General features: G+C 65.8%; 23 protein-coding genes and 2 tRNA genes. 5 read left to right on the forward strand and 20 right to left on the reverse strand.

What is annotated here, in order from left to right:
• Positions 1 to 181: 181 nt before the first annotated feature.
• Complete coding sequence (gene htpX, locus ACROSR_RS03150) at positions 182 to 1042, reverse strand: zinc metalloprotease HtpX (protein WP_432682319.1); 861 nt, start codon at positions 1040 to 1042, stop codon at positions 182 to 184.
• Between the two features lie 207 nt (positions 1043 to 1249).
• Here htpX and ACROSR_RS03155 point away from each other — a divergent pair, with 207 nt between their 5' ends.
• Positions 1250 to 2248 (forward strand): type I glyceraldehyde-3-phosphate dehydrogenase, encoded by a 999-nt coding sequence (locus ACROSR_RS03155; RefSeq protein WP_432682320.1) that lies wholly within the window; start codon positions 1250 to 1252, stop codon positions 2246 to 2248.
• 15 nt (positions 2249 to 2263) lie between these two features.
• On the opposite strand, the gene ACROSR_RS03160 is transcribed toward ACROSR_RS03155, so the two are convergent.
• The 14 genes from ACROSR_RS03160 to ybgC form a co-directional block, all read right to left on the reverse strand.
• Entirely contained in the window at positions 2264 to 2530 is a 267-nt protein-coding gene (locus tag ACROSR_RS03160; RefSeq protein WP_432682321.1) for a hypothetical protein, read from the reverse strand.
• A 53-nt stretch (positions 2531 to 2583) separates the two neighbouring features.
• Positions 2584 to 3474, reverse strand: coding sequence for a bifunctional methylenetetrahydrofolate dehydrogenase/methenyltetrahydrofolate cyclohydrolase FolD (folD, locus tag ACROSR_RS03165; protein ID WP_432682322.1), 891 nt, complete (start codon positions 3472 to 3474; stop codon positions 2584 to 2586).
• A gap of 171 nt (positions 3475 to 3645) precedes the next feature.
• A complete protein-coding gene (locus ACROSR_RS03170; protein WP_432682323.1) occupies positions 3646 to 5322 on the reverse strand; it encodes a formate--tetrahydrofolate ligase in 1677 nt (558 codons plus the stop codon).
• 151 nt (positions 5323 to 5473) lie between these two features.
• Positions 5474 to 6079: an MOSC domain-containing protein gene (locus ACROSR_RS03175; RefSeq protein WP_432682324.1), complete on the reverse strand. Its 606-nt coding sequence runs from the start codon at positions 6077 to 6079 to the stop codon at positions 5474 to 5476.
• A gap of 65 nt (positions 6080 to 6144) precedes the next feature.
• The gene (locus ACROSR_RS03180) at positions 6145 to 6864 is read right to left on the reverse strand and encodes a methyltransferase domain-containing protein (RefSeq protein ID WP_432682485.1); all 720 of its coding nucleotides are present in this window, start codon (positions 6862 to 6864) and stop codon (positions 6145 to 6147) included.
• A gap of 62 nt (positions 6865 to 6926) precedes the next feature.
• A complete protein-coding gene (ftsH, locus tag ACROSR_RS03185; protein ID WP_432682325.1) occupies positions 6927 to 8849 on the reverse strand; it encodes an ATP-dependent zinc metalloprotease FtsH in 1923 nt (640 codons plus the stop codon).
• A gap of 85 nt (positions 8850 to 8934) precedes the next feature.
• Positions 8935 to 10158 carry a tRNA lysidine(34) synthetase TilS gene (tilS, locus tag ACROSR_RS03190; RefSeq protein WP_432682326.1) on the reverse strand — a complete coding sequence of 408 codons (1224 nt, stop codon included), beginning with the start codon at positions 10156 to 10158 and terminating at the stop codon, positions 8935 to 8937.
• 17 nt (positions 10159 to 10175) lie between these two features.
• Positions 10176 to 11033: a tol-pal system protein YbgF gene (ybgF, locus tag ACROSR_RS03195; RefSeq protein WP_432682327.1), complete on the reverse strand. Its 858-nt coding sequence runs from the start codon at positions 11031 to 11033 to the stop codon at positions 10176 to 10178.
• A gap of 20 nt (positions 11034 to 11053) precedes the next feature.
• Entirely contained in the window at positions 11054 to 11569 is a 516-nt protein-coding gene (gene pal / locus ACROSR_RS03200) for a peptidoglycan-associated lipoprotein Pal (RefSeq protein WP_432682328.1), read from the reverse strand.
• A gap of 83 nt (positions 11570 to 11652) precedes the next feature.
• On the reverse strand, positions 11653 to 12978 hold the full coding sequence (gene tolB / locus ACROSR_RS03205; RefSeq protein WP_432682329.1) for a Tol-Pal system beta propeller repeat protein TolB: 1326 nt from the start codon (positions 12976 to 12978) through the stop codon (positions 11653 to 11655).
• Positions 12975 to 14123 carry an energy transducer TonB gene (locus ACROSR_RS03210; RefSeq protein WP_432682330.1) on the reverse strand — a complete coding sequence of 383 codons (1149 nt, stop codon included), beginning with the start codon at positions 14121 to 14123 and terminating at the stop codon, positions 12975 to 12977. The genes tolB and ACROSR_RS03210 overlap by 4 nt, the downstream gene beginning before the upstream one ends.
• A gap of 11 nt (positions 14124 to 14134) precedes the next feature.
• Complete coding sequence (tolR, locus tag ACROSR_RS03215) at positions 14135 to 14602, reverse strand: protein TolR (protein WP_432682331.1); 468 nt, start codon at positions 14600 to 14602, stop codon at positions 14135 to 14137.
• Between the two features lie 3 nt (positions 14603 to 14605).
• Positions 14606 to 15301 (reverse strand): protein TolQ, encoded by a 696-nt coding sequence (gene tolQ, locus ACROSR_RS03220; RefSeq protein WP_432682332.1) that lies wholly within the window; start codon positions 15299 to 15301, stop codon positions 14606 to 14608.
• Between the two features lie 116 nt (positions 15302 to 15417).
• Positions 15418 to 15807: a tol-pal system-associated acyl-CoA thioesterase gene (ybgC, locus tag ACROSR_RS03225; RefSeq protein ID WP_432682333.1), complete on the reverse strand. Its 390-nt coding sequence runs from the start codon at positions 15805 to 15807 to the stop codon at positions 15418 to 15420.
• A gap of 112 nt (positions 15808 to 15919) precedes the next feature.
• Here ybgC and ACROSR_RS03230 point away from each other — a divergent pair, with 112 nt between their 5' ends.
• The gene (locus ACROSR_RS03230; RefSeq protein ID WP_432682334.1) at positions 15920 to 17173 is read left to right on the forward strand and encodes a DNA polymerase IV; all 1254 of its coding nucleotides are present in this window, start codon (positions 15920 to 15922) and stop codon (positions 17171 to 17173) included.
• A gap of 4 nt (positions 17174 to 17177) precedes the next feature.
• On the opposite strand, the gene ACROSR_RS03235 is transcribed toward ACROSR_RS03230, so the two are convergent.
• Positions 17178 to 18041, reverse strand: a complete 864-nt coding sequence (locus ACROSR_RS03235) for an N-formylglutamate amidohydrolase (protein ID WP_432682335.1) — start codon at positions 18039 to 18041, stop codon at positions 17178 to 17180.
• Between the two features lie 146 nt (positions 18042 to 18187).
• Here ACROSR_RS03235 and ACROSR_RS03240 point away from each other — a divergent pair.
• Positions 18188 to 18262 (forward strand) — tRNA-Val (locus ACROSR_RS03240).
• Between the two features lie 79 nt (positions 18263 to 18341).
• Complete coding sequence (gene ykgO, locus ACROSR_RS03245) at positions 18342 to 18467, forward strand: type B 50S ribosomal protein L36 (RefSeq protein WP_092695232.1); 126 nt, start codon at positions 18342 to 18344, stop codon at positions 18465 to 18467.
• Positions 18468 to 18747: 280 nt separating this feature from the next.
• Here ykgO and ACROSR_RS03250 read toward each other — a convergent pair whose 3' ends face one another.
• Together ACROSR_RS03250 and ACROSR_RS03255 are read right to left on the reverse strand one after the other, a co-directional pair.
• Positions 18748 to 20319, reverse strand: a complete 1572-nt coding sequence (locus tag ACROSR_RS03250; protein ID WP_432682336.1) for an SLC13 family permease — start codon at positions 20317 to 20319, stop codon at positions 18748 to 18750.
• Between the two features lie 236 nt (positions 20320 to 20555).
• On the reverse strand, positions 20556 to 22082 hold the full coding sequence (locus tag ACROSR_RS03255) for a fused MFS/spermidine synthase (protein WP_432682337.1): 1527 nt from the start codon (positions 22080 to 22082) through the stop codon (positions 20556 to 20558).
• A 483-nt stretch (positions 22083 to 22565) separates the two neighbouring features.
• On the opposite strand from ACROSR_RS03255, the gene ACROSR_RS03260 reads away from it, so the two are divergent.
• Positions 22566 to 24245, forward strand: coding sequence for a Na/Pi cotransporter family protein (locus ACROSR_RS03260; RefSeq protein WP_432682338.1), 1680 nt, complete (start codon positions 22566 to 22568; stop codon positions 24243 to 24245).
• Positions 24246 to 24667: 422 nt separating this feature from the next.
• Here ACROSR_RS03260 and ACROSR_RS03265 read toward each other — a convergent pair.
• Both ACROSR_RS03265 and ACROSR_RS03270 read right to left on the reverse strand, forming a co-directional pair.
• Positions 24668 to 24743 (reverse strand) — tRNA-Val (locus tag ACROSR_RS03265).
• A 163-nt stretch (positions 24744 to 24906) separates the two neighbouring features.
• Positions 24907 to 25698, reverse strand: a complete 792-nt coding sequence (locus ACROSR_RS03270; RefSeq protein WP_432682339.1) for an FAD binding domain-containing protein — start codon at positions 25696 to 25698, stop codon at positions 24907 to 24909.
• Positions 25699 to 25709 lie beyond the last annotated feature (11 nt).

Consider the following 25709-nt stretch of genomic DNA (forward strand, 5'->3'; position numbering starts at 1 on the left):
CGCGTGGACACCCGCGGCTGACCCGGTGTGCGCGCCGCACGCGCCCCCCAGAGATCGCGGACCTTCCGGCCCCAGGCGTGCGAGCATGGCGGGGCACACAGGCCTCGCCACGGTCGAATGCCCCGTCAGGTGATCCCTACGCCCGCCACTTGAATCCATCGTGCGGGGTCGAACACGGCGGTCAGGCCCAGGGACCGGACCGCACAGGCCGACCGGCCATCTCGCGCAGCGCGCGGATGCGGTTCTCGGCCGCCGGATGCGTCGAGAAAAGCTTGTCGCGGGCATGGGCGTGCAACGGATTGACGATGAACATATGCGCCGTTGCCGGATTGCGCTCTGCGGTGTCGTTGTCGATACGCGCCGCCAGTCCCGAGATCTTTTCCAGCGCCGAGGCCAGCCACAACGGGTTTCCGCAAATCTCGGCCCCTGCCCGGTCCGCTTCGTATTCACGCCCCCGGCTGATGGCCATCTGGACCAGCGCCGCGCCGAGAGGTGCAAGGATCATCAGCGCCAGCGTACCGATCAGCCCCAGCGGATTGTTGCGGCTGCCGCCAAAGAAAAGCGCGAAATTGGCCAGCATCGAGATCGCACCCGCGAAGGTCGCCGTGATTGTCATGATCGTCGTGTCGTGGTTGCGGATATGCGCCAGCTCATGCGCCATCACGGCGGCAACCTCTTCGCGGCTGAGGTTCTGCAGCAGACCGCTTGTTGCGGCGACGGCGGCGTTTTGGGGATTGCGCCCGGTGGCAAAGGCATTTGGCTGTGCATTCTCGATCACATAGACCTTCGGGCGCGGCATGCCCGCCCTGTCTGCCATATCGTGCACCATGCGTTGCAGGTCGCCCCCTGCCCGCCCCGAGGCAGGCTGCGCGCCGTGCATCTTGAGCACCATCCGGTCGGAATTCCACCAGGTGAAGGCGTTCATCGCAACCGCGATCACCAGCGCGATCAGGCTGCCGCCGACCCCGCCCAAAAGCGCGCCGATTCCCATGAACAACGCCGTCATCGCAGCCAGAAGCACTGCCGTACGCAGATATCCCATCGTGGTCCCTTTGTTTGCCGATCGCCTCTGGACATGGATATGGGGGCGCGCGCATCCTTCGCAAGACGCGTGCAACGCGATCCCGGTCGGACCGTCGACTCCTGCGATGACGATCGGTGTGATCCTGCATTTGCGTAGGCCTCTGGCCAATCTGCCCTGGCTGCCTCACACTCTGCGCCAGATCCCATCACGCCCCGGAGATTCCCCATGTCACAGGCCCCCATCCGCATCGTCATCAACGGGTTCGGCCGGATCGGCCGCACCCTGTTGCGCATTCTCATGCGCGACGGAGAGGGGCTCGACCTCGTATGCATCAACGAGATCGAGCCGCTGGAAACCTGCGCCTATCTCTTCCAGTATGACAGCGTGTTCGGCCCATGGCACGGTGACGTGTCCATCCGCGACGGGGCGCTGGTCGTGGACGGGCGCGCGATCCCCTTCCACGCGGCCGAGGACGTCAGCACGCTGGACCTGTCGGGGGTCGATGTCGTGCTCGATTGCACGGGCATGGGCGGCGCACGGGCCATCGCCGAACGCGGTCTGGCCGCCGGCGCGCGCAAGGTGCTGGTGTCGGGCCCGTCATCCGAGGCGGATGCCACGCTGGTCATGGGCGCGAATGACGACGATCTCGCCGATCAGCGGATCATTTCGAACGCGTCCTGCACCACCAACGCGCTTGCCCCGCTGGCGCGGCTTCTGAACGACGCCGTCGGCATCATCAGCGGGCAGATGACCACAGTGCACTGCTACACCGGCAGCCAACCGACGGTGGACAAGCCCCGCGACGCCCCCGAGCGCAGCCGCGCCGCCGCCCTTTCGATGGTACCCACGACCACCAGTGCGCAACACCAGACAGGGCTGGTTTTGCCGGCGCTGAAAAACCGGATCGAGGCGCGCGCGATCCGTGTGCCCACGGCGAGCGTGTCCTGCATAGATCTGACCGTGCAAACGCGTGACACCGTGACAGCCCCCGCCGTCAACGACATGCTGCACGCGGCGTCAGAGACCCATCACTGGCTGGGCTGGACCGTGGCACCGCTGGTCTCGTCCGACCTGCGCGGACGATCCGAAAGCCTGATCGTTAGCGGTCCGCAGACCTCGGTCTCGGCGGGTGGCCTGCTGCGGGTGTTCGGCTGGTACGACAACGAATGGGGGTTTTCCTGCCGGATGCTCGACATGGCGCGGCGGATCGGGCAGCGGCGCTGATCGGGGGCCGCGCCCTCAGGCGTCTGCGGGGAAGGTCGGCTCGGCCCCGCAAAGCGGCCGGCCCTCGCGCGAGACACGCGGCACCCAACGCACGGCGCGCGCGCCACCGGCACGGATGAACACGCAGCCGTCGCGATCCACGTATTGCGGCCCGTCGAACGACGCGGGCGGGACATCCGCCGGACCGGGTGCGCCGCGCGCGTCCGACTGCGGCATCTGCGCGCATCCGGCCAACAGCAGCGCCATAGCGCCGATCATCGGAAGCAACGTCTTGGCAGCCATCTCACGCCTCTCTGGCAGTGTGTCAGATCGCGCCGCGCCCTGATCCCGCGGGATCAGGGCGTCAGCCCCTCGGGTTCGGGCAACCCGTTCGCGCGGCAACAGGCCGTGACCGTGTTGGCCAGAAGGCAGGCGATGGTCATCGGCCCCACACCGCCCGGCACCGGGGTCACTGCCCCCGCGACCTCTTGCACGGACTGGAAATCCACATCGCCGATCAGCCGGGTCTTGCCGTCGCGCTCCACCCGGTTGATGCCCACGTCGATCACCGTGGCCCCCGGCTTGATCCAGTCCCCCGGCACCATTTCCGGGCGCCCGACGGCGGCCACAAGGATGTCGGCGCGCTTGATCACCTCCGGCAGATTACGCGTGCGGCTGTGGGCGATGGTCACCGTGCAACTGTCGCCCAGCAAGAGCTGCGCCATCGGCTTGCCGACGATGTTCGAACGGCCCAGCACGACCGCGTCGAGGCCGCTGAGGGATCCCAGCGTGTCGCGCAGCATCATCAGGCAGCCAAGCGGCGTGCAGGGCACCATGCTTTTCTGCCCCGTGCCCAGCAATCCGACATTCGAGACATGGAACCCGTCCACGTCCTTGGTCGGATCTATGGCGTTGATGACAAGATCGGAATCAAGATGCGAGGGCAAGGGAAGCTGGACGAGGATGCCGTGAACCGCAGGATCGGCATTGAGCTGTTCGATCAGCGCCAGAAGATCATCTTCCGGGGTGTCGGGCTCCAGCCGGTGCTCGTAGGATTGCATCCCCACGTCGACGGTTTGCTTGTTTTTCGATCGCACATAGACCTGACTGGCCGGATCCTCGCCCACCAGAACCACCGCAAGGCCCGGCGTGATGCCGTGCTCATGCCGAAGCCGGTCGACATGGGTGGCAACCTGTCCGCGGATCGTCGCCGCGAACGCCTTGCCGTCGATGATCTGTGCTGTCATGCGTTTTCCTTTTTGAACACCGCTGTGCGCACCCTGACCCCGATGGGCCGACTGGCTCCGGCAGCGGCCGAAGACGCTTCCGCGTTCTCGACGAAAAACCGACGCTCTTCAACCGGCCCGGTCGGGACAATCGCGCATCGGAAAAGCCACCGAAGCTGCATTGCTGCCGTTTCAGAACAATCCTTCGATTTGCCCGCCATCGTTGAGACGGATGGTCTCGGCCGCCGGTTTCGATGGCAGGCCCGGCATCGTCATGATCTCGCCGCAGACGACCACGATGAATCCCGCTCCAGCGGAAATCCGCACCTCGCGGATCGGCACCGAATGCCCCGTCGGCGCCCCCCGGACGCTGGCGTCGGTGGTAAAGCTGTACTGGGTTTTCGCCATGCAGACCGGCAGGTTGCCATAGCCCTGTTCCTCCCAGTCCTTCAACTGGTTGCGGATCTTCTGATCGGCGACGACGCCGTCCGCGTGATAGATCGACTTGGCGATGCACTCGATCTTGTCCATCAAGGGAAGGTCATCGGCGTAGAGCGGCGCAAACCGGCTGACGCCGCTCTCGGCGATCTCGACGACCTTCTTCGCCAGGGCCTCGGAGCCTTCGCTGCCCAGTTCCCAATGACGGCTGAGGATCGCCTCGCTGCCCTGCGTCTCGACATAGGCCTTGACCGCGTCTATCTCGGCCTCGGTGTCATGGACGAAGTGATTGATCGCCACCACCACCGGCACTCCAAAGGATTTCAGGTTGGCAATGTGGCGCCCCAAGTTGGCGCAGCCCTCCTGCACGGCCGCCACGTTCTCGGTGCCCAGATCGGCCTTGGCGACGCCACCATTCATCTTCATCGCGCGCACCGTCGCCACCAGCACCACGCAATCAGGGGCCAGCCCGGCCTTGCGGCACTTGATGTTCATGAACTTCTCGGCCCCGAGATCGGCCCCAAAGCCGGCCTCGGTCACGACATAATCGCTGATCTTGAGCGCGGTCGAGGTCGCGATCACCGAGTTGCAGCCATGCGCGATGTTCGCAAAAGGCCCGCCATGCACGAAGGCCGGGTTGTTCTCCAGCGTCTGCACGAGGTTGGGCTGCATCGCATCCTTCAGCAGGACGGTCATCGCACCTTCGGCCTTGATGTCGCGGCAGAATACCGGCGTCTTGTCGCGGCGGTAGGCCACGATCATCGCCCCGAGGCGCCGTTCCAGATCCTTGAGATCGGTCGCAAGACACAGGATTGCCATCACCTCGGAGGCGACGGTGATGTCGAACCCGCCCTCGCGCGGAAAGCCGTTGGCCACGCCGCCAAGGCTCAGATTGATCTGGCGCAGCGCCCGATCGTTCATGTCCACGACGCGACGCCACTGCACCCGGCGCACGTCGATGTCCAGGTCATTGCCCCAGTAGACATGATTGTCGATCATCGCCGACAACAGGCTGTGCGCACTTGTGATCGCGTGAAAGTCGCCGGTGAAGTGAAGGTTCATGTCCTCCATCGGCACGATCTGCGCATGACCGCCGCCTGCGGCCCCCCCCTTCATGCCGAAATTCGGGCCGAGGCTGGCCTCGCGGATGCAGACCGTCGCCCGCTTGCCGATCCGGTTCAGACCGTCACCCAGCCCGACCGTGGTCGTCGTCTTGCCCTCGCCGGCCGGCGTCGGGTTGATCGCGGTCACCAGCACCAGTTTGCCGGCCTTGTTGCCCTGCACCGAACTTATGAAATCCTGGCTGACCTTAGCCTTGTCATGGCCGTAAGGCAGGAGGTGGTCGCTGGAAATGCCCAGCTTTTCGCCGATCTCCTGAATGGGCCTCTTGTTGGCCCCGCGCGCAATCTCGATATCGGATTTGAAACTCATGATCAGTCCTTCTTTTCGACAGGGCAGGGTTGGGTCTGTCCCGCGTATATCGGGTTTGCGACCCGGTGCAGACGGCAAATCCGACATATCCCGCCACACATGCGGCGGCATGACACGGGCCGGTTTCTGATCGGAAACGACCCGGCCCAGGTCAAAGCATCTCGCCGCGCACCCGATGCAATTCGCTCCAGACCGGCTGATCGGGGATATGTAGACGCATCATGTCGCCGATGCGCAACACACCCTCGCGTTCGACCCATGCGGTCACGCCGCGCCGTCCTCGCGCGGCCCGTTTGAAGCGCCCGCCGAACCCGGCGGCATGATCGTCTATCACCTTGGCCGGCAGGTGGCAGGGCCGGTTCTCCATGTCCACGACGAGGGCGACACCGTCGGGCCCCTGCAACCGCGCCGAGGGGGGCAGATGCGTGAAATCGGGGATGCCCTCCACGACAAGCGACGCCCCGACCCAGGCCGGGTCGATCCGGTCCAGCCCCATGTTGGCCGCGATCGCACCGAGATCCTCAGCCGACATGATCGATAGCTGCCGCACATTGCGGATATCCGTACCTTTTGGATATTGCGCCACGACCCGACTGCAAGAGGGGCGCGTCAGCCCGCCATGCGCCTCGCCCGCGATCCCGGCATAGGTGACCTCGACCTTCTGCAAAGGCTCCGCTGCGAGGGTCCGGTCCCGGTCCGGGACACGTCCGATCCAGGTGATCTGCCCCTCATATCCTGTGGGCATCAGTGCCTGCATGATCTGCGCTCTCCCGCTTCATCTTTCCAGAAATACTCGCCCCGCAGGGTCGCGGCCGGACACGCTCAGACCGTCAGGGTGAAGAACATCCGCCGGAACGGGAACAGAACGGTCCCATCGGCGCGCACCGGGTAGGCGGTGTGCATGACCTCTTCGTATCTGCGAATGATATCGGCCTTCTCGTCCGCGTCGAGCATGGCAAGAACCGGGCGCGCATAGGTGCATTCGGTGTAGCGGCGCACCGGGTGGCTTCCCGGCTCGGCCGTGAGGCGCTGGTAGTAATCCGTCTCCCACAGGCGGAACTGCCCAAGCGGGGACAGCAGCTCTTCGTACTTGACCGGCGCCATCACCCCGGGTGTCCCCATCCGGTCCGTGCGTCCGGGATACAGCTCTTCGGCCAGTGTCAACCACACACGGTGCGACGGGGCCTTGTTCTGATGTGGCATCTGGACCGCCAGCGTGCCCCCCCGGCTCAGCATCGCGGCGAGCCGCGGCATGATCGTCTCGTGATCGCCGACCCAGTGAAGCGCAGCGTTGGAATAGATCAGGCCCGGCGCCCGCTGCGGGTGCCAGTTAGCGATATCGGCGTCTTGCAGCGTATCGTAGACACCCCTCTCCCGCGCTTTTTCAAGCATGGCAGGGCTCGCATCGACCCCGCACAAATCGCGTCCCGCGCCACGCAGTCGCAGCGCGTCTGCCATGGTTCCAACACCGCATCCGAGATCCACGACCTCTCCGGCGCCCATTTGACCGACCGCATTAAGCAGGTCGAGGGCGGGACGCAAACGCAGATCCCGGAACCTGGCATAGGCTCCGGGATTCCAGTCCGCTTTCGTCAGTGTCGCGCTCACGTCGAGGGCTCGGGCTCCAGCCCGCCGCCACCCGATCCGGAAGACGGCCGGGGCTTGGTCTTCGGGATCGCCGTGACGGACGGTTTGGTGGCCTCTCCGGCACCGCCGCTGTCATCATCGGCTTCCGGAGGTTCGCCACGGATCACGCGGCTGATTTCCTCGCCGGTCAGCGTCTCGTATTCCAAAAGACCCTCGGCCAGACGCTGCCATTCATCGTGCTTGTCGGTCAGGATCTTCTTGGCGTTCTGGAACGCCTCGTCGATCATGCGCTTGACCTCGTCCTCGATCAACTCCTTGGTATGGGCCGAGATCGAGAACCCGCCGGCACCGTTGCCCATGTAGCCTTCATGCGCCTGCTCGTAATCGACGTTGCCGACCTTGTCCGACATGCCCCACCGCATCACCATGGCGCGCGCCAACCCGCTGGCCTGCTGGATATCGCCCGCCGGTCCGTTGGACACGTTATCCTCGCCATATTTGAGGATCTCCGCGGCCTTGCCGGCCATTGTCATGGTCAGCTTCTGTTCACACTCGGCCCGGTGCCAGTTGAGCCTGTCGATCTCGGGCAGGCTGACCACCATGCCAAGCGCGCCACCGCGCGGGATGATCGTCGCCTTGTAGACAGGATCGCATTTCGGCAGATTCAGTCCGACGATCGCGTGTCCGGCCTCATGGAAGGCTGTCTTCTCCTTCTGCTCGTCGGTCAGGACCATGCTGCGCCGCTCGGAGCCCATCATGACCTTGTCCTTGGCGTTCTCGAAATCCATCAGCGTCAGGAACCGGCGCCCGACACGTGCAGCCATCAGCGCCGCCTCGTTGACGAGGTTTGCCAGATCCGCACCAGAGAAACCGGGGGTCCCGCGCGCGATCAGGCGCAGGTCCACGTCGGGTCCAAGCGGTGTCTTGCGGGCATGCACGCCGAGGATCTTCTCGCGCCCCTTGATGTCGGGATTGGGCACGGTAATCTGGCGGTCGAAACGACCGGGCCGCAGCAGCGCCGGATCGAGCACGTCCTTGCGGTTCGTGGCGGCAACGATGATCACACCCTCGTTCGACTCGAAACCGTCCATCTCGACCAGCAGCTGGTTGAGCGTCTGTTCACGCTCGTCATTGCCGCCGCCGTATCCCGCCCCGCGCGAGCGGCCGACCGCGTCGATCTCGTCGATGAAGACGATGCAAGGCGCGTTCTTCTTGGCCTGTTCGAACATGTCGCGCACACGGCTGGCGCCCACGCCGACGAACATCTCGACGAAATCCGAACCCGAGATCGTGAAGAACGGCACGCCGGCCTCGCCCGCGATGGCGCGTGCCAGCAACGTCTTACCCGTGCCCGGCGGGCCAACCAGCAAAGCGCCCTTGGGGATCTGCCCGCCGAGGCGGCTGAACTTCTGCGGGTTGCGCAGAAACTCGACAATTTCCTCAAGTTCTTCCTTGGCCTCGTCGATGCCGGCGACCTCGTCGAAGGTGACGCGGCCCTGCTTTTCGGTCAGCATCTTGGCCTTTGACTTGCCAAAGCCCATGGCGCCACCTTTGCCACCGCCCTGCATCCGGTTCATGAAGTAGATCCACACCCCGATCAGCAGCAGGAACGGCAAGAGAGACACCAGGAAGGTCTGGAACCCGGATTGTTCCTGGCTTTCGGCGTTGACCGGGATCCCCTGGTCGATCAGCTTTTGCGTGACCTGTGCGTCCGACGGCTTGATCGTCGTGTATTCCGTGCCGTCGCTGCCGGTATAGCGGACCGTTTCCCCGTCGAGCGTGACACGGCTGACGGACCCGTCATCGACCGCTGCCACGAACTCGGAATACGGCACCGAGCGGCTTTGCAGCGTGTTGCCCGACCCACTGAACAGATTGAACAGCGCGAGGATCAACAGGAACAGGACCAGCCAGAAGGCGATGTTTCTTGCGTTGCCCAAGAGTTTTCTCCCAAAATCTTTGCCCCGGCGGTCAGCGCCGGACTTGAAACTAAACATAGCCATCACGGGCCAATCTTCAACGTAATTATGACGCGTCGAAGAAGAACCGCTCGTCGCGGATCAGGCACAGGCGGTGGCCGTTGTCCCATCCGACCAGCGGCGCGGCCACCAGATGTCCGCCTTGCCACAGCGCGGGGCTGGCCAACGCGGAAGCCCGCGCCAGACCGCTTTCGCGCCAGGCCGGACAGTCCCGCAGCCCCGCCGGGCCGAGCGCGCCGGTCTGCGCCGCATCCATGGCGGGGCCGGTGATCCGCCAGCGGCCGTCCCAAACGTCACCCGCCGGAACGCGCAGATCCGCGACGGCCGCATATTCGCGTCCGATGCGCACAGTGTCCGCGCCGGCATGCAGCAGACAGCCCTGCAACGTCATTGCCGTACCCGCGCGCGCAGCGGTCAGAAATCGCGTCATGGCCGCGCCGCGCGGGGTGTACCCGGCCCCCGCGATCCAGCGCAACGATGCCTGCAGAATCCGTCGCGCCACCTCGTCGGGCAATTCGTTCAGCCGCCCGCGCGCGATCAGGATGTCGCCGGCCTTGGTCGTCACGATATCGCGGGCCGCAGTGCGCGCGACCTGATCCAGCGCGCTGCGCGCGTCGGCCAGTCGTCGCGCGGTCCTTGCGAGCGCGGGCGCATCCAGCCCGGTTGCCGCAAGCGCCCCCAGCCCGTCGCGCACCCGCGCGCGCTCGTACCTCATGTCGGCATTGGTCGGATCGTCGACCCAGTCCACACCGCGGGCGCGCAACAGATCCCGCAACGCGGCGCGGGGCGCGTCCAGCAAGGGGCGATGAAATGTCACGGGGCCCTGATGCCACCTGTCTTGCATCGCCGACAGGCCATCGACGCCCGCACCGCGCGCCAGCCGCATGACGAACGTTTCGGCAAGATCGTCCTCGGTATGGCCAACCGCGATATCGCCGATACCGTGCGCCTGCGCCCAGTCGGCCAGCAGTGCGTAGCGTGCGCGCCGCGCCCGGTCGGGCAGGTTGCCGGTCCCGTCCCAGCCCGACCAGTCGAGCGTGTCATGCGCGATCTCCAGCCCGGCGCAGATCCGCGCCACGCCGTCCGCCTCGTCGCCCGCCTCGCGGCGCAATCCGTGATCGACGGTGGCGGCCAGCAACGCGGGCCCGCCAGCGTTCCGCCACGCGTGCAGCAGATGCAACAGGGCAAGCGAGTCACCGCCGCCCGACACGGCAACCCCCAGCCTGTCAGGCGGTTCGGGCGCGAAATGGCGCTTTATGGTGTCAAGCAACGTGGCTGCCGTGGCCGTCACGAACAGCCAAGCCGCGCCATCTCGGACTGCGCTGCCGATACGGCATCGGCCCCCGGGTACCGCTCGGCCACCTGCCCGAGCGTCACGCACGCATCCTCGACCTGCCCCAGCTGCCCGAGCGCCCGGCCAAGGCGGAACAGCGCCTCGGGGGCCTCGTCGGACGCGGGCGCGGCGCTGAACGTCTCTAGATAGGCGCGCGCCGCGTCGCTCTTGCGCCCCGCGGCGTCCAGCGCCTCGCCCCGCAAAAGACCCGCGCGCCCGCTCAGAGGACCGCCCGGATACGACTGCCGAAAGGCCGAAAACTGCTCTGCCGCGCGGTCGAAATCGCCCGCCTCGAAAGAGGCTACGGCGCGGTCGAAATCGTCACGTTCCCCGACGGCAAGCTGCGGCTCTTCGTCCGAGCCGGTCTGCGAGGGGCCCTCATCCGCAGGGCCGGGCACAGGAATCGCCCCTGCATCGCTCCGGGGCGGGGCTACCCCGCCAAGCGTACTGCCGGGTTCGAAATCGGAAATGTCGCACTCGGGTTCCAGTTCGCAAAGCCGGAACTCAAGGTCGCCAAGACGGTTGGTGCCATCCGCGACCACGCGATCAATGCGGAATTCCAGCTCTTCGGTCTTGCCGGTCAGGCGCTGAAGCTCGCTTTCGATCGCGTTGACCCGGTCGATGATCGATCCACCGCCAGAGGGCTGGCTCACGCCCCCGGTGGTACTCAATTCCCGCTGCAGTCTCTTCAATTCGACGGACAGCACCGTCAGCTCTTGGCGGATATCGGCCAGCGTCTGCGTGGTCTGACCCGCCGCCCCGACCGGGGCCATGACGAGCGCGGCGACGAATGCTGCGGCGAGGTGGCGCATGGATCTCCTCCGGGGGGCGGTCAGCTGCTGGGACGTGCGGTCAGCACCGTCACCGCGCGGCGGTTCTTGGCATAACAGCTTTCTTGGCTGCAGATCTCGATCGGGCGTTCCTTGCCGTAACTCACGACCCGCAGGCGGTTGGACGCGACGCCGCGGCTGACGAGATATTCGTGCACCGCGTTCGCCCGCCGCGCCCCGAGCGCGAGGTTGTAGTCGCGTGTGCCCTGCTCGTCGGCATGGCCTTCGATGACGGCGCTGTAGTCGCGGTTCGACATCAGCCACTCGGCCTGGCCATTCAGGGTGGCCTCGGCCTCGGGGCTCAGGTTCGACTGATCGACGGCAAAGAGGACGCGGTCACCGATGGCCTGCTGAAAATATGCCTGCGATGACGGGTCCTGCGCTGCGCCCGAAAGGCCGGCTGCGCCGCCGTCACGGCCCGCGCCAACGCCGGCCTGGTCCTCGAACCGGTCGGGATTTGTGCAGGCTGCCAGCGCCAGACCGGCGCACAGGATCAGTGTCTTGCTCGTAAAGCTCATGGTCGCCCCGTCTGTTTTCATGTGTTCGGTCCGTGTCTAGCACAGCCCGCGCCCCGAGGGAACGCGCGCCGTGCGGTGCTGCGTCAGTTCTGCAAAGGCCCCCAGGACGGATCGCTCGCGCCGCCGCGGGTGTCCACCTGCTTGAGGTTGCGCCCCGATATGTCCACGGAGTAGAGCCGCGCCTCGCCCTGCGCGCCCCGGCTTTCGCGAGTGAACATGATCACCCTGCCATTCGGGGCCCATGTCGGGCCTTCGTCGAGGAACGAGGCGGTCAGCAGACGCTCTTCGCTGCCATCGTTGCGCATCACGCCGATGTGAAACCGCCCCCCCGACTGCTTGGTAAAGGCGATGAGATCACCGCGCGGGGACCAGACGGGCGTGCCGTAACGGCCCTGCCCGAAACTGATGCGGGTCGCCTCGCCGCCGCCGGCCGGCATGACATACAGTTGCGGCGTGCCCGAGCGGTCGCTTTCGAACACGATCCGCTGACCGTCCGGGCTATAGCTGGGCGCGGTCTCGATCGACGGCGCCGAGGTCAGCCGGGTGCTGTCGCCGGTGCTGGTGTTCATCCGGTAGAGATCGGTATTGCCGCCCTGGGTCAGGGAATAGACCACGGTGCGCCCATCGGGTGCGAAGCGCGGCGCAAAGCTCATCGTGCCGTCCAGTGTCGGCAGCACGCGGCGCCCCACGGTTGCCACGTCGAGCATATAGATCCGGGGAAAGCCGGTCTCGTAGCTGGTATAGAGCACCCGGTCGCCGGTGGGCGAGAATCGCGGGGCAAGCACGATGCTGGAACTGTCGGTCAGATACTGGACGTTGGCGCCGTCGTAATCCATGATCGCTAGCCGCTTGGCGCGCTGATCCTTGGGGCCGGTTTCCGAGACATAGACGACACGGCTGTCGAAATACCCGCCCTCGCCGGTGATGCGTGAATAGACCTCGTCGGCCACCTTGTGCGCGATCCGGCGCCAGCCCTCGCGGGTGCCCACGAATTGCAGACCGTTGCCAAGCTCCTGCCCGGCGAAGACATCGTGAATGCGGAATTGTACCACCAGCCGCCCCGCCCCTTCGAGACGCACCGCCCCGGTGATCAGGGCCTGTGCATTGACCGCGCGCCAGTCGGCGTATTGCACGGGGCTCTGGAAACTGGTGATGCGGCTGATATGGGCATCCTGCGGAATTTCCCGAAACAATCCCGTACCACTGAGATCGGCGGCGATCACGCGCGACAGCTCGCGCGCCATGTCTCGCGCCTCGGCGGTATCGGCCACGAAATCGGGCGCGGCAAAGGGCATCGGCTCGATCACGCCTTCGGTGATCTCGATCCGCAGCGGGCCGCTGTTCTGGGCCAGCGCGGGCATCACCCATAGCGCCAGCGCCGCGAGAAGGCTGATCATGTACCGCATCATTTTATCCTCATGCTTTCAGGATTGAACGTCATTTCGATCTCGCGCCACTGGTCGTATTTCTCGGTCGGCAGGTCGAACCCGTCCGTGCCGCAGCGGATGATCGCCCGGCGTGCCGCCTCGAAGGCCTGTTTGGCCGCCGCGTCGCCGCCGCCCGTGGAGCCGACCAGACGAATGGAATCTGTTCGGGGTCGACCGTTTTCGGTCATGCTCACCGCGACCACGACGCTGGTGCGCAGGGCCTCGGAACTCAGGCTGCCAACGTTCCAGCAGCGCTGCACGGCGATGCGCAGCGCGTCCCGCTCGCCGCCGGTCAACGGCGGGCCGCTTGGCGTGCCCGGCGTGTCGGGGCTTTGCTGCGCCTCGCCAAGGATCCCGGCAAGCGTCTCTTCGATGGCATCGCGGTCGGGCGATGGGGGATCGGGGGCAGGCTGCGATTCGGGCGGCGTCTCGGCCTCGGCCGTCGCCGTTGGCGCATCCTCTGGCGGATCGGCACGCTCGGGGCGCGAACGCGGGCGCAGCGATGCCGATGGTGCATCTTGCGCGGGTTCTTCGGCCTCGGTCACGATCTCGGGCGCGGCCTCTTCCGGGGCTGTGGCCTCGGACGGCTCCTCGGGCATGTCGGCGCCCGCCTCGGGTGCGACCTCGGGCTGGGTCACATCGTCAACCTGCACGTCCGGATCGGGCTGCGCCGCGGGCTCGGGCGCCACGCGCGGCGCGGGACGCGGCTGCGGACGGGGCGACACCTCGGGCACCATGACGGCCATGTCGTCCTGCGGTACCTGCATGACGGGCGGCGCATCCTCTATCCCGTCCGGCGCGGGGGGGCTCAGTCCGCTGACATCCGGGGCGGTGTCGGGCTGCGACGCATCGCTGCCACCGGGCGCGTCCGCACGGGGCGCCGCGTCGGCCGGCGCGTTCGGGGCCGGGGCCGCCGTTCCCGGCGCCGGCGGATCGGGCGTATCAACGTTCGCCACGGCGTCGGGCGACGAGGCGCGATCCATGATCGCCGCGTATTCCGCCTCGGATACGGTCGTTGCCTGCATCACCTCGACCGGTGGCGGCGCCGACTGGAAACTGCCCCCGATCAGGGCCCAGCCGATCAGGGCCAGATGACCCGTCCCCGATATGATCTGACCGGTATTCACGCGCCCTGCCCCTAGTCGCCCTGCCCGTCCAGCGTCGGGCCGCCCGCATCCGTCACCAGCCCGATATTGCCGAACCCGCCACGATCGAGCGCGCCCATCACCTGCACCACCGTCGAATAGGGCACCGCCCCGTCGGCGCGCAGGAACACGCGCGTGCTGTCGCGCTCGGTCGCGATTGCCTGCAGGCGCGCGACGAGATCGGCGCGCGGCACCTCGGTGGTCTGGATCATCACCGCACCATCGGAGGTGATCGTCACGGTCAGCGGCTCTTCTTCCTGGCCCGGCAGGGAATTTGCGGCGGTCCGTGGCAACTCGACGGGCACGCCGACGACCATCAGCGGCGCCGCGACCATGAAGATGATCAGAAGCACCAGCATCACGTCCACGAACGGCGTGACGTTGATTTCGGACATCGGCTGTGCGCGGCTGCGCCCGCGCCGCCGTCTGCCGCCTGATTTCCGAACGACACCCGCGCCCATGGCCTAGCTGTCCAACTGGCGGCTGAGGATGGTCGAGAACTCGTCAGCGAACGCCTCGTAGCCGGCGACGATCCGGTCGCTGTCCGCGCTCAGCTTGTTATAAAAGATCACCGCCGGGATCGCGGCGAGAAGCCCGAGCCCCGTGGCCAGAAGCGCCTCGGCGATGCCGGGCGCCACGACGGCAAGATTGGTGTTCTGCTGCTCGGCGATGTTGATGAACGCGTACATGATCCCCCAGACCGTGCCGAACAGGCCGATGAAGGGCGATGTCGATCCGACCGTCGCCAATACCTGCAGACCGCTTTGCAGGCTTTCCGATTCGCGGGCGATGGCCACATCCATGCTGCGGTCGATCCGCGCGGTGGCCCCGGCGATCAGCGCGCCATCGGTGCGGTGACTGCGCCGCCATTCCTGCATCCCGGCAGCGAAGATGCGTTCGGATCGACCGTCCGGATCGGGCCCAATCTCCTCGAACAGCCCATCTAGTGGCTCGCCCGACCAGAAGCGCTGATCGAACAGATCCGCCTCGCGGCGTGCCTTGCGAAAGGCGATGAGTTTCTGGATGATGATCGACCACGCCCAGAAGGACGCCACGATCAGGACGAGGATCACCAGTTTCACGACGAGCGTCGACTGCGCGAACAACGCCCACATGGAGAAATCCATCTCCTGTGCCAATGCCAGGGTTTCTGCTTCCATTTGCCTGCTCTTTTGATAGGTGGCCGGTTATCCCGCCTTATTGCGCCGCAACGTATCCCATTTCCGGACGAAACGCCAACACATCCCCGCCGGCCCCGGCGTCAGGGTCTCACGCGTCAGTGAAGGCGCAGGCGGATATTCGCCGGAAGCCGTGCCGGCGCGCCCGCCTCGGTCAGACAGACCACCGTGACCACCGCCTTAAACAGCTTTTCGCCCCCGCGCGACACCGTCTGCTCCATCACGAGGCGCGCGCCGGTGACATTGATCGTGCGCGTCTCGACCTCGAGCGCGTCATCGAACCGGGCCGGGCCGAGGTAATCGGCCTCGACGCGCCGCACGGCAAAGATCAGCCCGTCACGCGACCGCATGGCGTTCTGGTCGATGCCGAGATCACGGACCCATGCGCTGCGGGCCCGTTCGATGAACTTGAGGTAATTGGCATGGTAGACGATACCGCCCATATCGGTATCCTCGTAGTACACGCGCACGGGAAAGCGGTGGGTCATGAGCGGGGCCTTGCTGTCGCAGCATCATCGTCATTATCCCTTCGGACCCATGCAGACAAGCCATATCAGCCGCCCGTCACACGGCATCCATCAGCGTTAGGACACGCGCATCATGACCAGTCTTTGCCGCGACTGCCTGAGCCGCTTCGACACCGCGCACCGCTGCCCCGACTGTGGCGGGCCACGGGTCGTGACGCACCCGGAACTGTGGGATCTGTCGATTGCGCACATGGATTGCGACGCCTTCTATGCCAGCGTCGAAAAGCGTGACAACCCGGACCTGATCGACAAGCCGGTGATCATCGGTGGCGGACAGCGCGGCGTCGTCTCGACCGCGTGCTACATCGCGCGCATCCACGGTGTGCGCTCTGCCATGCCGATGTTCCAGGCGCTGCGGCTCTGCCCCGGGGCGGTGGTGATCCGCCCGCGCATGGCGGTCTATGCGGAGGTGTCCCGCGCCATCCGCGCCATGATGCTAGACCTGACCCCGGCGGTGGAACCCTTGTCGCTCGACGAGGCGTTTCTCGACCTGACCGGAACGGCACGGCTGCACGGCGCGCCGCCGTCGGTGATGCTGGCACGGCTGGTGCGGCGGATGCGCGACGAATTGGGGGTGACCGGATCCATCGGGCTGAGCCACAACAAGTTCCTCGCCAAGATCGCCTCGGATCTCGACAAGCCGCACGGGTTCTCGGTGATCGGCGCATGTGACACGGCCGCCTTTCTGCGGAACAAGCCCGTCGGCCTGATCTGGGGCGTCGGCCAGTCCACCCTGCGCGCGCTGAACCGGGCCGGCATCCACACGTTCGCCGATCTTCTGAGATGGGAGCGACGCGACCTGCTGGCGCGGTTCGGCACCATGGGGGATCGCCTCTGGCACCTCGCGCGCGGGCAGGATCGCAGGCGGGTCTCGGCCGATGCGCCGGTCAAGTCGATCTCGAACGAGACGACGTTCTCCGAAGACACCGCCGACCCGGATCTGCTCGACGGGCATTTGTGGCGGCTGTCGGAAAAGGTCGCGGACCGGGCCAAGGCCAAGGCGCTCGCGGGGCGGGTTGTCACGCTCAAGCTCAAGCGCGCCGATCACACGCTTCTGACGCGGCGGACCAGCCTGCGCGATGCGACTCAGATGGCCGATACGCTTTATCGCGCGGCCCGCGCCCTGATGGACGAGGTGCCCCACGGGGCCGCGTACCGCCTGATCGGCGTGGGAATGTCCGGTCTGGTGCCCGAGGACGGCGCGGACCGGTCCGGTGACCTGCTCGACCCGCAGGCGGCGCGGCGCGCCGACGCCGAGCGCGCGACAGACCGCATCCGGTCCAGGTTCGGCACCGACGCGATCGTGAAAGGCCGCGCCTTGCGGTGACGGATCATTCCGCCGCCAGCGGCACCGTGTTCGATCGTCCGATTTCGGCGATCTCGCGCACGACGCCAAGTAGCAGGGTGCGGAAGGCGTCGAAATTGCGCGACGGCAGAACCCGACGCTCGTCCATGTAAAGCGCGCGGTCGATCTCGACCTGGACGGCATGCCGTCCGCGTGCGGGGCGCCCATATGTCTGCGTTATGTAGGCCCCGGCGAACGGGCTGTTGCGCGTGACGACCAGCCCGGCCCGCGTGAAGGCGGCCTCGATCCGGTCCACCACCGCGCCATCGGCCGCGGCGCCGAACCGGTCCCCCAGCACGATCTCGGGCCTGGATATCCCGCGCCGGGCCACCGAATCCATTGCCTCATGCGGCATCGAGTGACAATCGACGAGAATGGCCTCGCCGAACATCAGGTGGGCCGCATCAAGCTGGGCCTTCAGCGCGGCATGGTAGGGGCGCCAGTACGTCTCTATCCGGTTGCGCGCCTCGATCAGGCTCAGCTTGCCGGAATAGATCGCCCGCCCGTTGGCCACGACACGCGGAATGACCCCCAGCCCAGAGGCTATGCGCGGGTTATGGCCTTGACGCGGCACCCCGTCGATCAGCGCGGGATCAAGCTCGTCCGCGCTGCGGTTGAGATCGACATAGGCCCGAGGCGCGCCGGCCTTGATGAAGGGGGCGCCCGCCTGCGGGGCGTGGTCGAAAAGCTGGTCGACAAACGCATCCTCCGAGGATCGCACCGAATGTTTGTCAAGCGCGATGCGCCGCAGGAAAGCCCCGGAATACGCCCGCCCGCTATGCGGCGAGGCGAAAACCACCGATGTGGTGCGCCGGTCGGGCATCGTCAGGTGGTAGGCATCCATCGGCACGCGCGCTCCATCACTTTTCCATATCATAGACCTTAATCAGTCGCCTAAAAGCCCTTGATCCCCCGTTCGACTCCTTTTATACGCTCCGAACCTACGCGAGACGTGACCGCCACACGGCGGCGGCGCAGCTTGTACATGGTATTCAGGGGCGATTAGCTCAGCGGTAGAGCACTTCGTTGACATCGAAGGGGTCACTAGTTCGAACCTAGTATCGCCCACCATGAATTCACTGTCCTGCGCCAGCCGCCGGACACCCGCAACCCGAGGCGCTGGCCCGCGCCGCACTGACAGGAGACGACCATGAAGGTTCGTAATTCGCTGCGTTCGCTCAAGAACCGGCATCGCGATTGCCGTGTCGTGCGCCGCAAAGGCCGCGTCTACGTCATCAACAAGACCCACCGCAAGTTCAAGGCCCGCCAAGGCTGAGGATCCCGCGTCGCATCCCGGATGCGGCGAAGCTTGCAGTAAAGACGTAGGACGTCGCGGTATTCCGCGGCGTCTTTTCGTGTTCGGGCGGGCCATCCCCGGCGCTCCGATGTGAGATTGCCGATCAGATCGGCAACCGACACGGCAATCCCCGAGACGCCAGGTCCGGACACGCGCCGCGGCGACGGACCCACCCCATGCGCCGCGCATCTGTCGGCGACAAAAGCCACATGAATAAGGCTCCGCCGGGTCGTGATCTGGATATGCTGGTTCGCGGCCGTCAGATCCCGAGGACAAGCCCGCCCAACAGGTAGAAAAGCCCGGTGATCAGCAGAACGCCCACGACGTTGAGCACCACCCCGCCCCGGATCATCTGCCCGATGGTCACGTTTCCCGTCCCGAAGACGATGGCATTCGGCGGCGTGCCCACGGGCAGCATGAAGGCGCAGGTCGCCGCGAAAGCGGCCGGAATCAACAGCTGCAACGGCTCGGCCCCGATGCCGAGCGCGACACCCCCAAGCACAGGGATGAACGTCGCCGCGGTCGCGGTGTTCGAGGTGATCTCGGTCAGGAAGAGCACGATCAGAACGACCGAACCGATCAGCAGGATCGGCGCCAGGCTGCCCAGCCCGGTGACCTGTGCCCCGAACCAGTCATCGAGCCCCGATGAGGCCACGCCGCTGGCAAGGCTCAGCCCGCCACCGAACAGCAGAAGCACGCCCCAGGGCAATCCCTTTTCGGCGTCGTCCCAAGTCAGCACCATCTCGCCACGTCCGCGCCCCGGCAGCAAAAACAGCGCGATCCCGGCGGAAATGGCGATGGCCGTGTCGTTCAGCACGTCAAGGAACCCGAGGCCCGGAATGTTCGCCAGCAGCCCCGGCACGATCCACAGGAAGGCCGCGCCCACGAACACCCCGGCCACCATCTTCTCGGCCTGGCTCATCGGGCCGAGATCGGCGATCTGGCTGCGAATCATGTCCTGCCCGCCGGGGATCGAGTCGAGCGTGAAGCGATACAGCACGTTCACCATCAAGACCCAGCCGATAACGATGAAGATCGCGGCCAGCGGCACGCCAAGCAGCATCCATTCGAGAAACCCGATCGGGCGCCCCAACTCGTCGGCGGCATAGGCCGCCACGATGGCATTCGGCGGCGACCCCAGCAGCGTGCCAAGCCCGCCCATCGAGGCCGACCACGCAATGGCCAGCACGAGGCAGATCCCGAACATCTTGACGTTGGGATCGTCCACCACGTCGGAAATCGTCCCGGCCTTCAGGTTTTCATGCATCTCGGCGCCGCTTTGTTCACCCGAACTGCGCTCGACCACCAGCGCAAGGACCGACAGGCCGATCGGCAGCATCATCAGCGTGGTGGCTGTGTTGGACACCCACATCGACAAAAATCCGGTCGCGATCATCATGCCCAGGACGATCCGCTTGGGTGACACGCCCACGCGGTCCAGAACCAGAAGCGCGACGCGGCGGTGCAGATCCCATTTTTCCATCGCGATGGCGATCAGAAAACCGCCAACGAACAGGAACACCAAAGAGCTTGCATAGGGCGCCGTCGCCTCGCCTACCGTCGTCGCGGTCAACGCGGGCAAAAGCACGATGGGCAAAAGCGAGGTTGCCGGCAGCGGCACCGCCTCGGTCATCCACCAGACGGCCATCAGCGTGGCGATCGCCGCGACCGCGCGCGCATCGCCGCCCAGGTTCTCGGCCGCGCCCAGCAGGACCCACACCAGAAGCGCCATCACCAGCCCGAGCACACGCAAAGCCCAGACCCTCTTGCCGGATGACCCTTGGCCGTCGCCGGAGGCGTGTGATCCCTGTGTCTCGACGGTGTCGTTCATGCATTTCCCTTTCATCGGCAAACCCCGCGCGACCAGTCCCGCAAGGATTGGCCCCTGAGCATGCGGCGCATTCCAAAGGGCCGCAACGAAAAATCGGTGTCAGTGCAATGGCCGGGCCGCTGGCGTTCCATGTGCGCGATCACGGACCGGACAACCGGGCGGCGATGACACAAGACCGGCCCTGTCAAGGCGACGCACGGCGCGGCAGAGGTGCGGCTCGGACTGCGCCCGCGGCCTTACTGCGCCACGGGATCAAACCCCATGAGATGCGTCATCGGCGCATGATCATCCGTCAGGATTTGCGCGTTCCTGCGTCGCAGGATGGTGTCGACAAAGGCTGGCGCCAAGGGCTGAAACCGCGTCATGTCCGGGGCTGGTGTCTCGATCGCCGAGACGGGGCTGTCCCGCTCTCCGGCCAGCAAGACGAAAACGCGACGCTCGCCGGCCCGCGGGGGCTGCGCTGCGGTCCAGACCTCGACGCTTGGAAACACCTCTTGCAAGGTCGCAACAACCGCTGCAAGCGCGTCAAGCCGGTCGGCATTATCAAGCAGGTTCATGGCAAAGATCCCGCCCGATGCCAGACGGTCGGACACGAGGGTGAAAAACTCCAGCGTCACCATGTGTTCTGGCACGGCGATGTCGGTAAAGGCATCGCCGACGATCACGTCGAACCGCTGCGCACTGTTGCGAAGGGCAAGACGGGCATCCGCGTGCAGGATCGTCGCGGTCCGGGGGTCGAACCAGAAATTGTCGACAGCCACGGCCGTGACCTCGGGATCGATCTCGGCGATCGTGATTCCGGAAATCCCCCGATCCGCCCAGGCGCGGGGCACGGAATAGGATCCGCCGCCGATGTGAAACGACGTGAAGTCGGTACGTTGCATCCGCATCCGGGGCAACGCGTCCAGCATGGCCGCATGCTCGGTGAACATGACGCGCGGGGCGTTCCGCGCGCTGATCCCGTGCGCAAGATGATCGACGACCATAAGGTTGACCGGGTCCTCGGGATCGTCCGACACGGCCACGGTCCGTATGCAATAATAACTGCTTTCGCGATCGCATATCGGCGGCAGGCCTGCGGCCCCGAAGCCGATCAGAACGGCACACACCATGCCTGCACCCGCACCGCAGGACTGGCGCAGCGACGCGCGCCCGAGCCAGAAACAGGTGCCTGCGGCGACCGCATACGTCGCGCCGATCACCATCAGCGTCGCGACCGACCCGATCCACGGCACGAACAGAAATCCCGCCAGAAGCGTCCCGGCAATGGCGCCGACAGCGCCGGCGGCAAACATCGCGCCAAGCGCCCGTTCGGACTGGGCGCGACCGCGCATCGCGGCCACGGTCAGGATAGGCGCCGGCACGCCCGCGAAAAGCGAGGGCAGGAAGAACACAAGCATGCTGAGCGTCGTTATGGTTGCCAGCGGATGCGGCAAGAGGTCGAGAACCGGACCGGCCACAGCCCGCAGTAGTAGCGTCGCCCCCGCGGTCACACAGGCGGCCGCAACCATCGTCCAGCCTGTGATCCGCAGCGCGCGCCCGGTATCGCGACCCGCGATCCGCCCGCCCCACCAATGCCCTACCGAGAACCCGGCAAGCACCACCGCGATGATGGATGTCCAAGTGTAGAGGCTCATCCCGACATAGGGGGCGATCATGCGCCCGGCGACGATCTCGACCACAAGGCTCGACGCCGAGATGCCGGCCTGCAGCAAAATCAGTAGCCACAATGGGGCCGGATTGGGGTCACGGGGGCTGCTCATCCGTGATCCGATAGCTCAGCACGCGAAAGCCAGTCAAGCGACCTTGCCCGCCAAGCCGGCTGACTGTGAGGATTTCCCGAACCTGCCCATCCAATTCCGGCCATCGGGCCACCGTTTTGCGCATCCATGGGGACGTAGCCCGTGCAGAACGACCCGGCGACAACGGCGACAATACGGAGACGTCCACCCGATCGCCGTGCAGACGCCCCGAGGGATCGGGGGCCTCGGCTGGCCATGTGAATGGCATCCGTCATGGACAGTTCCGGGCACGTCCTGTATCTGGCACCTTCGGCAAACGTGGTGCCACCGCGCCTGAGCTGAGGCCGAATTAGACCGGCGGGGTCCGATGACGAGATCGTCCGAGACCGGCGCACCCCAAGCACGCACTGCTGGCGCAAGTTATATCGTACCGCGGGAAAAGGCCGATGACCATATGAGTTTTGACCTTGTGAACCATCGGCACGCGGCCGATTGTGGGTTTTGATGGATAACACCCCGATCATGTTCGTTCTCAACATGGCTGCGGCTGCGGCCCTGCTGATATGGGCCGTGCGTCTGGTGCGCACCGGCTTTGAACGCGCGTTCGGCGGTCGGTTGCGCCTGTGGCTGCGGCGCTCGACGGCGAACCGGTTCGCAGCCGCGGGATGCGGCGGTTTCGCGGCGGTGCTGATGCAAAGCTCTACCGCCGTGGTCGTGCTCATGGCGGGTTTCGTATCGGCGGGCACGATCGGCGGTCTGGCCGGTCTCGCGATCATGCTTGGCGCGGATCTGGGGTCGGCTGTGGTGGCGCTCATTCTCAATTCCAAGCTGTCGGCGATCACCCCGATCCTGATGCTGTCCGGCGTCCTGATCTTCCTGCGAAGTTCGCGGCGGCAATTGCGGCAGGTCGGGCGTATCCTCATCGGGCTGGCCTTGGTGTTCGTGTCCCTCGACCTGATCCGCCGGTCCAGCCTGCCCTTGATGGATAGCGAGGGCGCCCGCGCCGCGATGGTCTATCTTGCTCGCGACAGCGTGACCGCCTTCGTCATCGCAGCACTTTTCGCCTGGCTCGTGCATTCGAGCGTGGCGGCGGTGTTGCTCTTTGCCACACTGGCGGCCCAGGGTCTCTTGCCGCCAGAGGCCGCGCTTGCAATGGTGCTGGGCGCTAATCTCGGCGGATCGGTGATTGCCGTCTTCCTGACCCTCAAGGCCGAGGCCATGGTTCGGCGCGTGGTCTGGTCCAACGTTGCCTTGCGCGGCGGCGGTGCGGCGCTGGCCCTCGCTGGACTGATGCAAACCGGGCTGGCCGATCATCTGGTCGGGGCCGATGCCGGACAACAGGCGCTTAGCCTGCATCTTCTGTTCAATGCCGGATTGCTGTTTCTTTTTTTGCCTTTCGCAGGTATCACGATGCGCGTGGCAGAACGCCTTATCCCCGACCCCTCGGCCGCCGCCACGGCCGATGCGCGGCGTACCGCGCTTGACCCGTCGGTTCAGGATCAACCCAAACGCGCCTTTGCCTGCGCCCTGCGCGAACTCGTTCAGGTTGGCGAACGGGTAGAGTCGCTGCTGCGCAGGTCGGCCCTGCTGCTGGAGACATATGACGACGCGGCCGCCCGCGCCATTCAGGCCGAGGTCATGGAGATCGAGCGCATGTCCCTCGACATCCGTGTCTATCTCGCGGGGGTCCGGGGCCGGGATGGCGACCGCTCCGTTCGAAGCCGCGCGTTCGAGCTTTCGGGCATCGCGGTGAACCTCGAGGCCGGCGCGGATGTGATCGGCCGAAAGATCGTCGCCATCGCAAATCGCAAGAACGAAGAGACGCTTGTCTTTTCCAAGGACGGCTGGCGCGAGCTCGTGGAGTTCCACGATGTCGTCCTCAACAATGTGCAACATGGCATTTCCGTGCTGATGTCCGAGGATACCGGCCTTGCCCGCGACCTTGTCGAGCAAAAGGAAAAGGTCCGCGATCTGGCACAATCGCTTGAACGCAAACATCTGAAACGCCTGCGCAAAGGCTATCCGGAGACCATCGAGACAAGCGGGCTGCACCTCGATCTTTTGCGCGCACTCAAATCGCTGAACACCGCTTTCGCGATGATCGCCTACCCGGTGCTCGAGGAATCCGGCGAGCTTCTTCAAAGTCGGCTGGCCGGCAAACTGTCGGACATCGAACGAGACTGAGACGTCGTGGGCGCGGACGCGCCACGGTCGCCACCATTCCGGCTTTCATCCCTTATGGGGACCCTCGCGCCGGGTCTGCCATGGCCCATCGAGGCCGATCCGATCCGCACAGGCAGACCCCGCGCCGCCGCGCGACACGCCATCATGCCGCTAAACTCAGGCACCGGAAAAATGCCACGACACCGACGGCACCGGGCAGTCACTTGAGCGCCTGCCAGTAATCGCCAGCCAACGGGCTGCGCGGCTCGGTCTTGCCGATGATTCTGCGCAGGTCTACCAGCACCACTGGCCCGGCATGGTAGCGCCCTTTGCGGCTCACGCTTGCCTGCCGGGTCGGTGCCCCTTTGCAATCAAACCTGTAACCTCAAAACGGGCGAAGAGTCTTGTTTGCAAGGCTCTGATTTGACTCCAAAGGGTTGGGATGGTGGGTGATGAGAGACTCGAACTCCCGACATCTTCGGTGTAAACGAAGCGCTCTACCAACTGAGCTAATCACCCTTAGACTGCCCATAGCCAAGCCCGTAGAGGCGCGCAAGGGGCCGTTTTGCCCATTGCGCCACCGGCCGCGCGCATCCGCAAAAAATGTCGAGCATGCCCGTACCGGACGACCTTTGCGCACCGGACGATGACGCCCTGCCCCGGTCGCGCAACAGGCCGGTGTTCAGCGGGCCGCGTCCACTGCACGGCGGGTCAACACGCCCACCAGGTGCGCGCGGTAGGCCCCGGATCCGTGCATGTCGTCGATCATGTCATCGCCCGACAGGATCAGCCCCGTGACAGCGTCCGATGAAAAGTTCGACGACAGCGCCGCCTCGGCCTCGGACCAGCGGAATACGCCGTCTTCGGACGCGCCTGTGACAGCCACCCGCACGCCATCCGCAAATTTCGCGACGAACACGCCGACAAGTGCGAAGCGCGACGCGGGCTGCTCGAACTTCTCGTAATAGGCTTTTTGCGGCACCGGGAAGCGGATCTCGGTGATGATCTCGTCCTCCCCGAGGGCAGTCGCGAACATCCCCTCGAAGAAGTCGTCCGCGTCGATCTCGCGATCCGATGTGATGATCCTCGCGCCAGAGGCGAGCGCCGCCGCCGGATAGCACGCCGACGGGTCGTTGTTGGCCAGGCTGCCGCCGATGGTCCCCCGGTTGCGCACCGCAGGGTCGCCGATATTGGCGGCAAGTGCGGCGAGCGCAGGGTACGCCCCGGCGCCGGCGGACACATCCGCATGGGTGGTGCCCGCGCCGATGCAGAGCGCGCCGTCATCGGCGGTGCAGATGCCCTGCATTTCCTTGATGCCCGACAGGCAGATCAGCCGATCCGGCGCGGCAAGCCGCTGTTTCAGCGAGGGAATCAGCGTCTGCCCACCACCAAGAACCGCACCATCGGTGCTGTCGGACAGAAGCTTGACCGCGTCGGCAAGGCGCGTGGGGCGTTCGATCTCGAATGCGTACATGATCGCTCTCC

The organism is Roseovarius tibetensis (assembly GCF_050896375.1).
Lineage (GTDB): Bacteria > Pseudomonadota > Alphaproteobacteria > Rhodobacterales > Rhodobacteraceae > Roseovarius > Roseovarius tibetensis.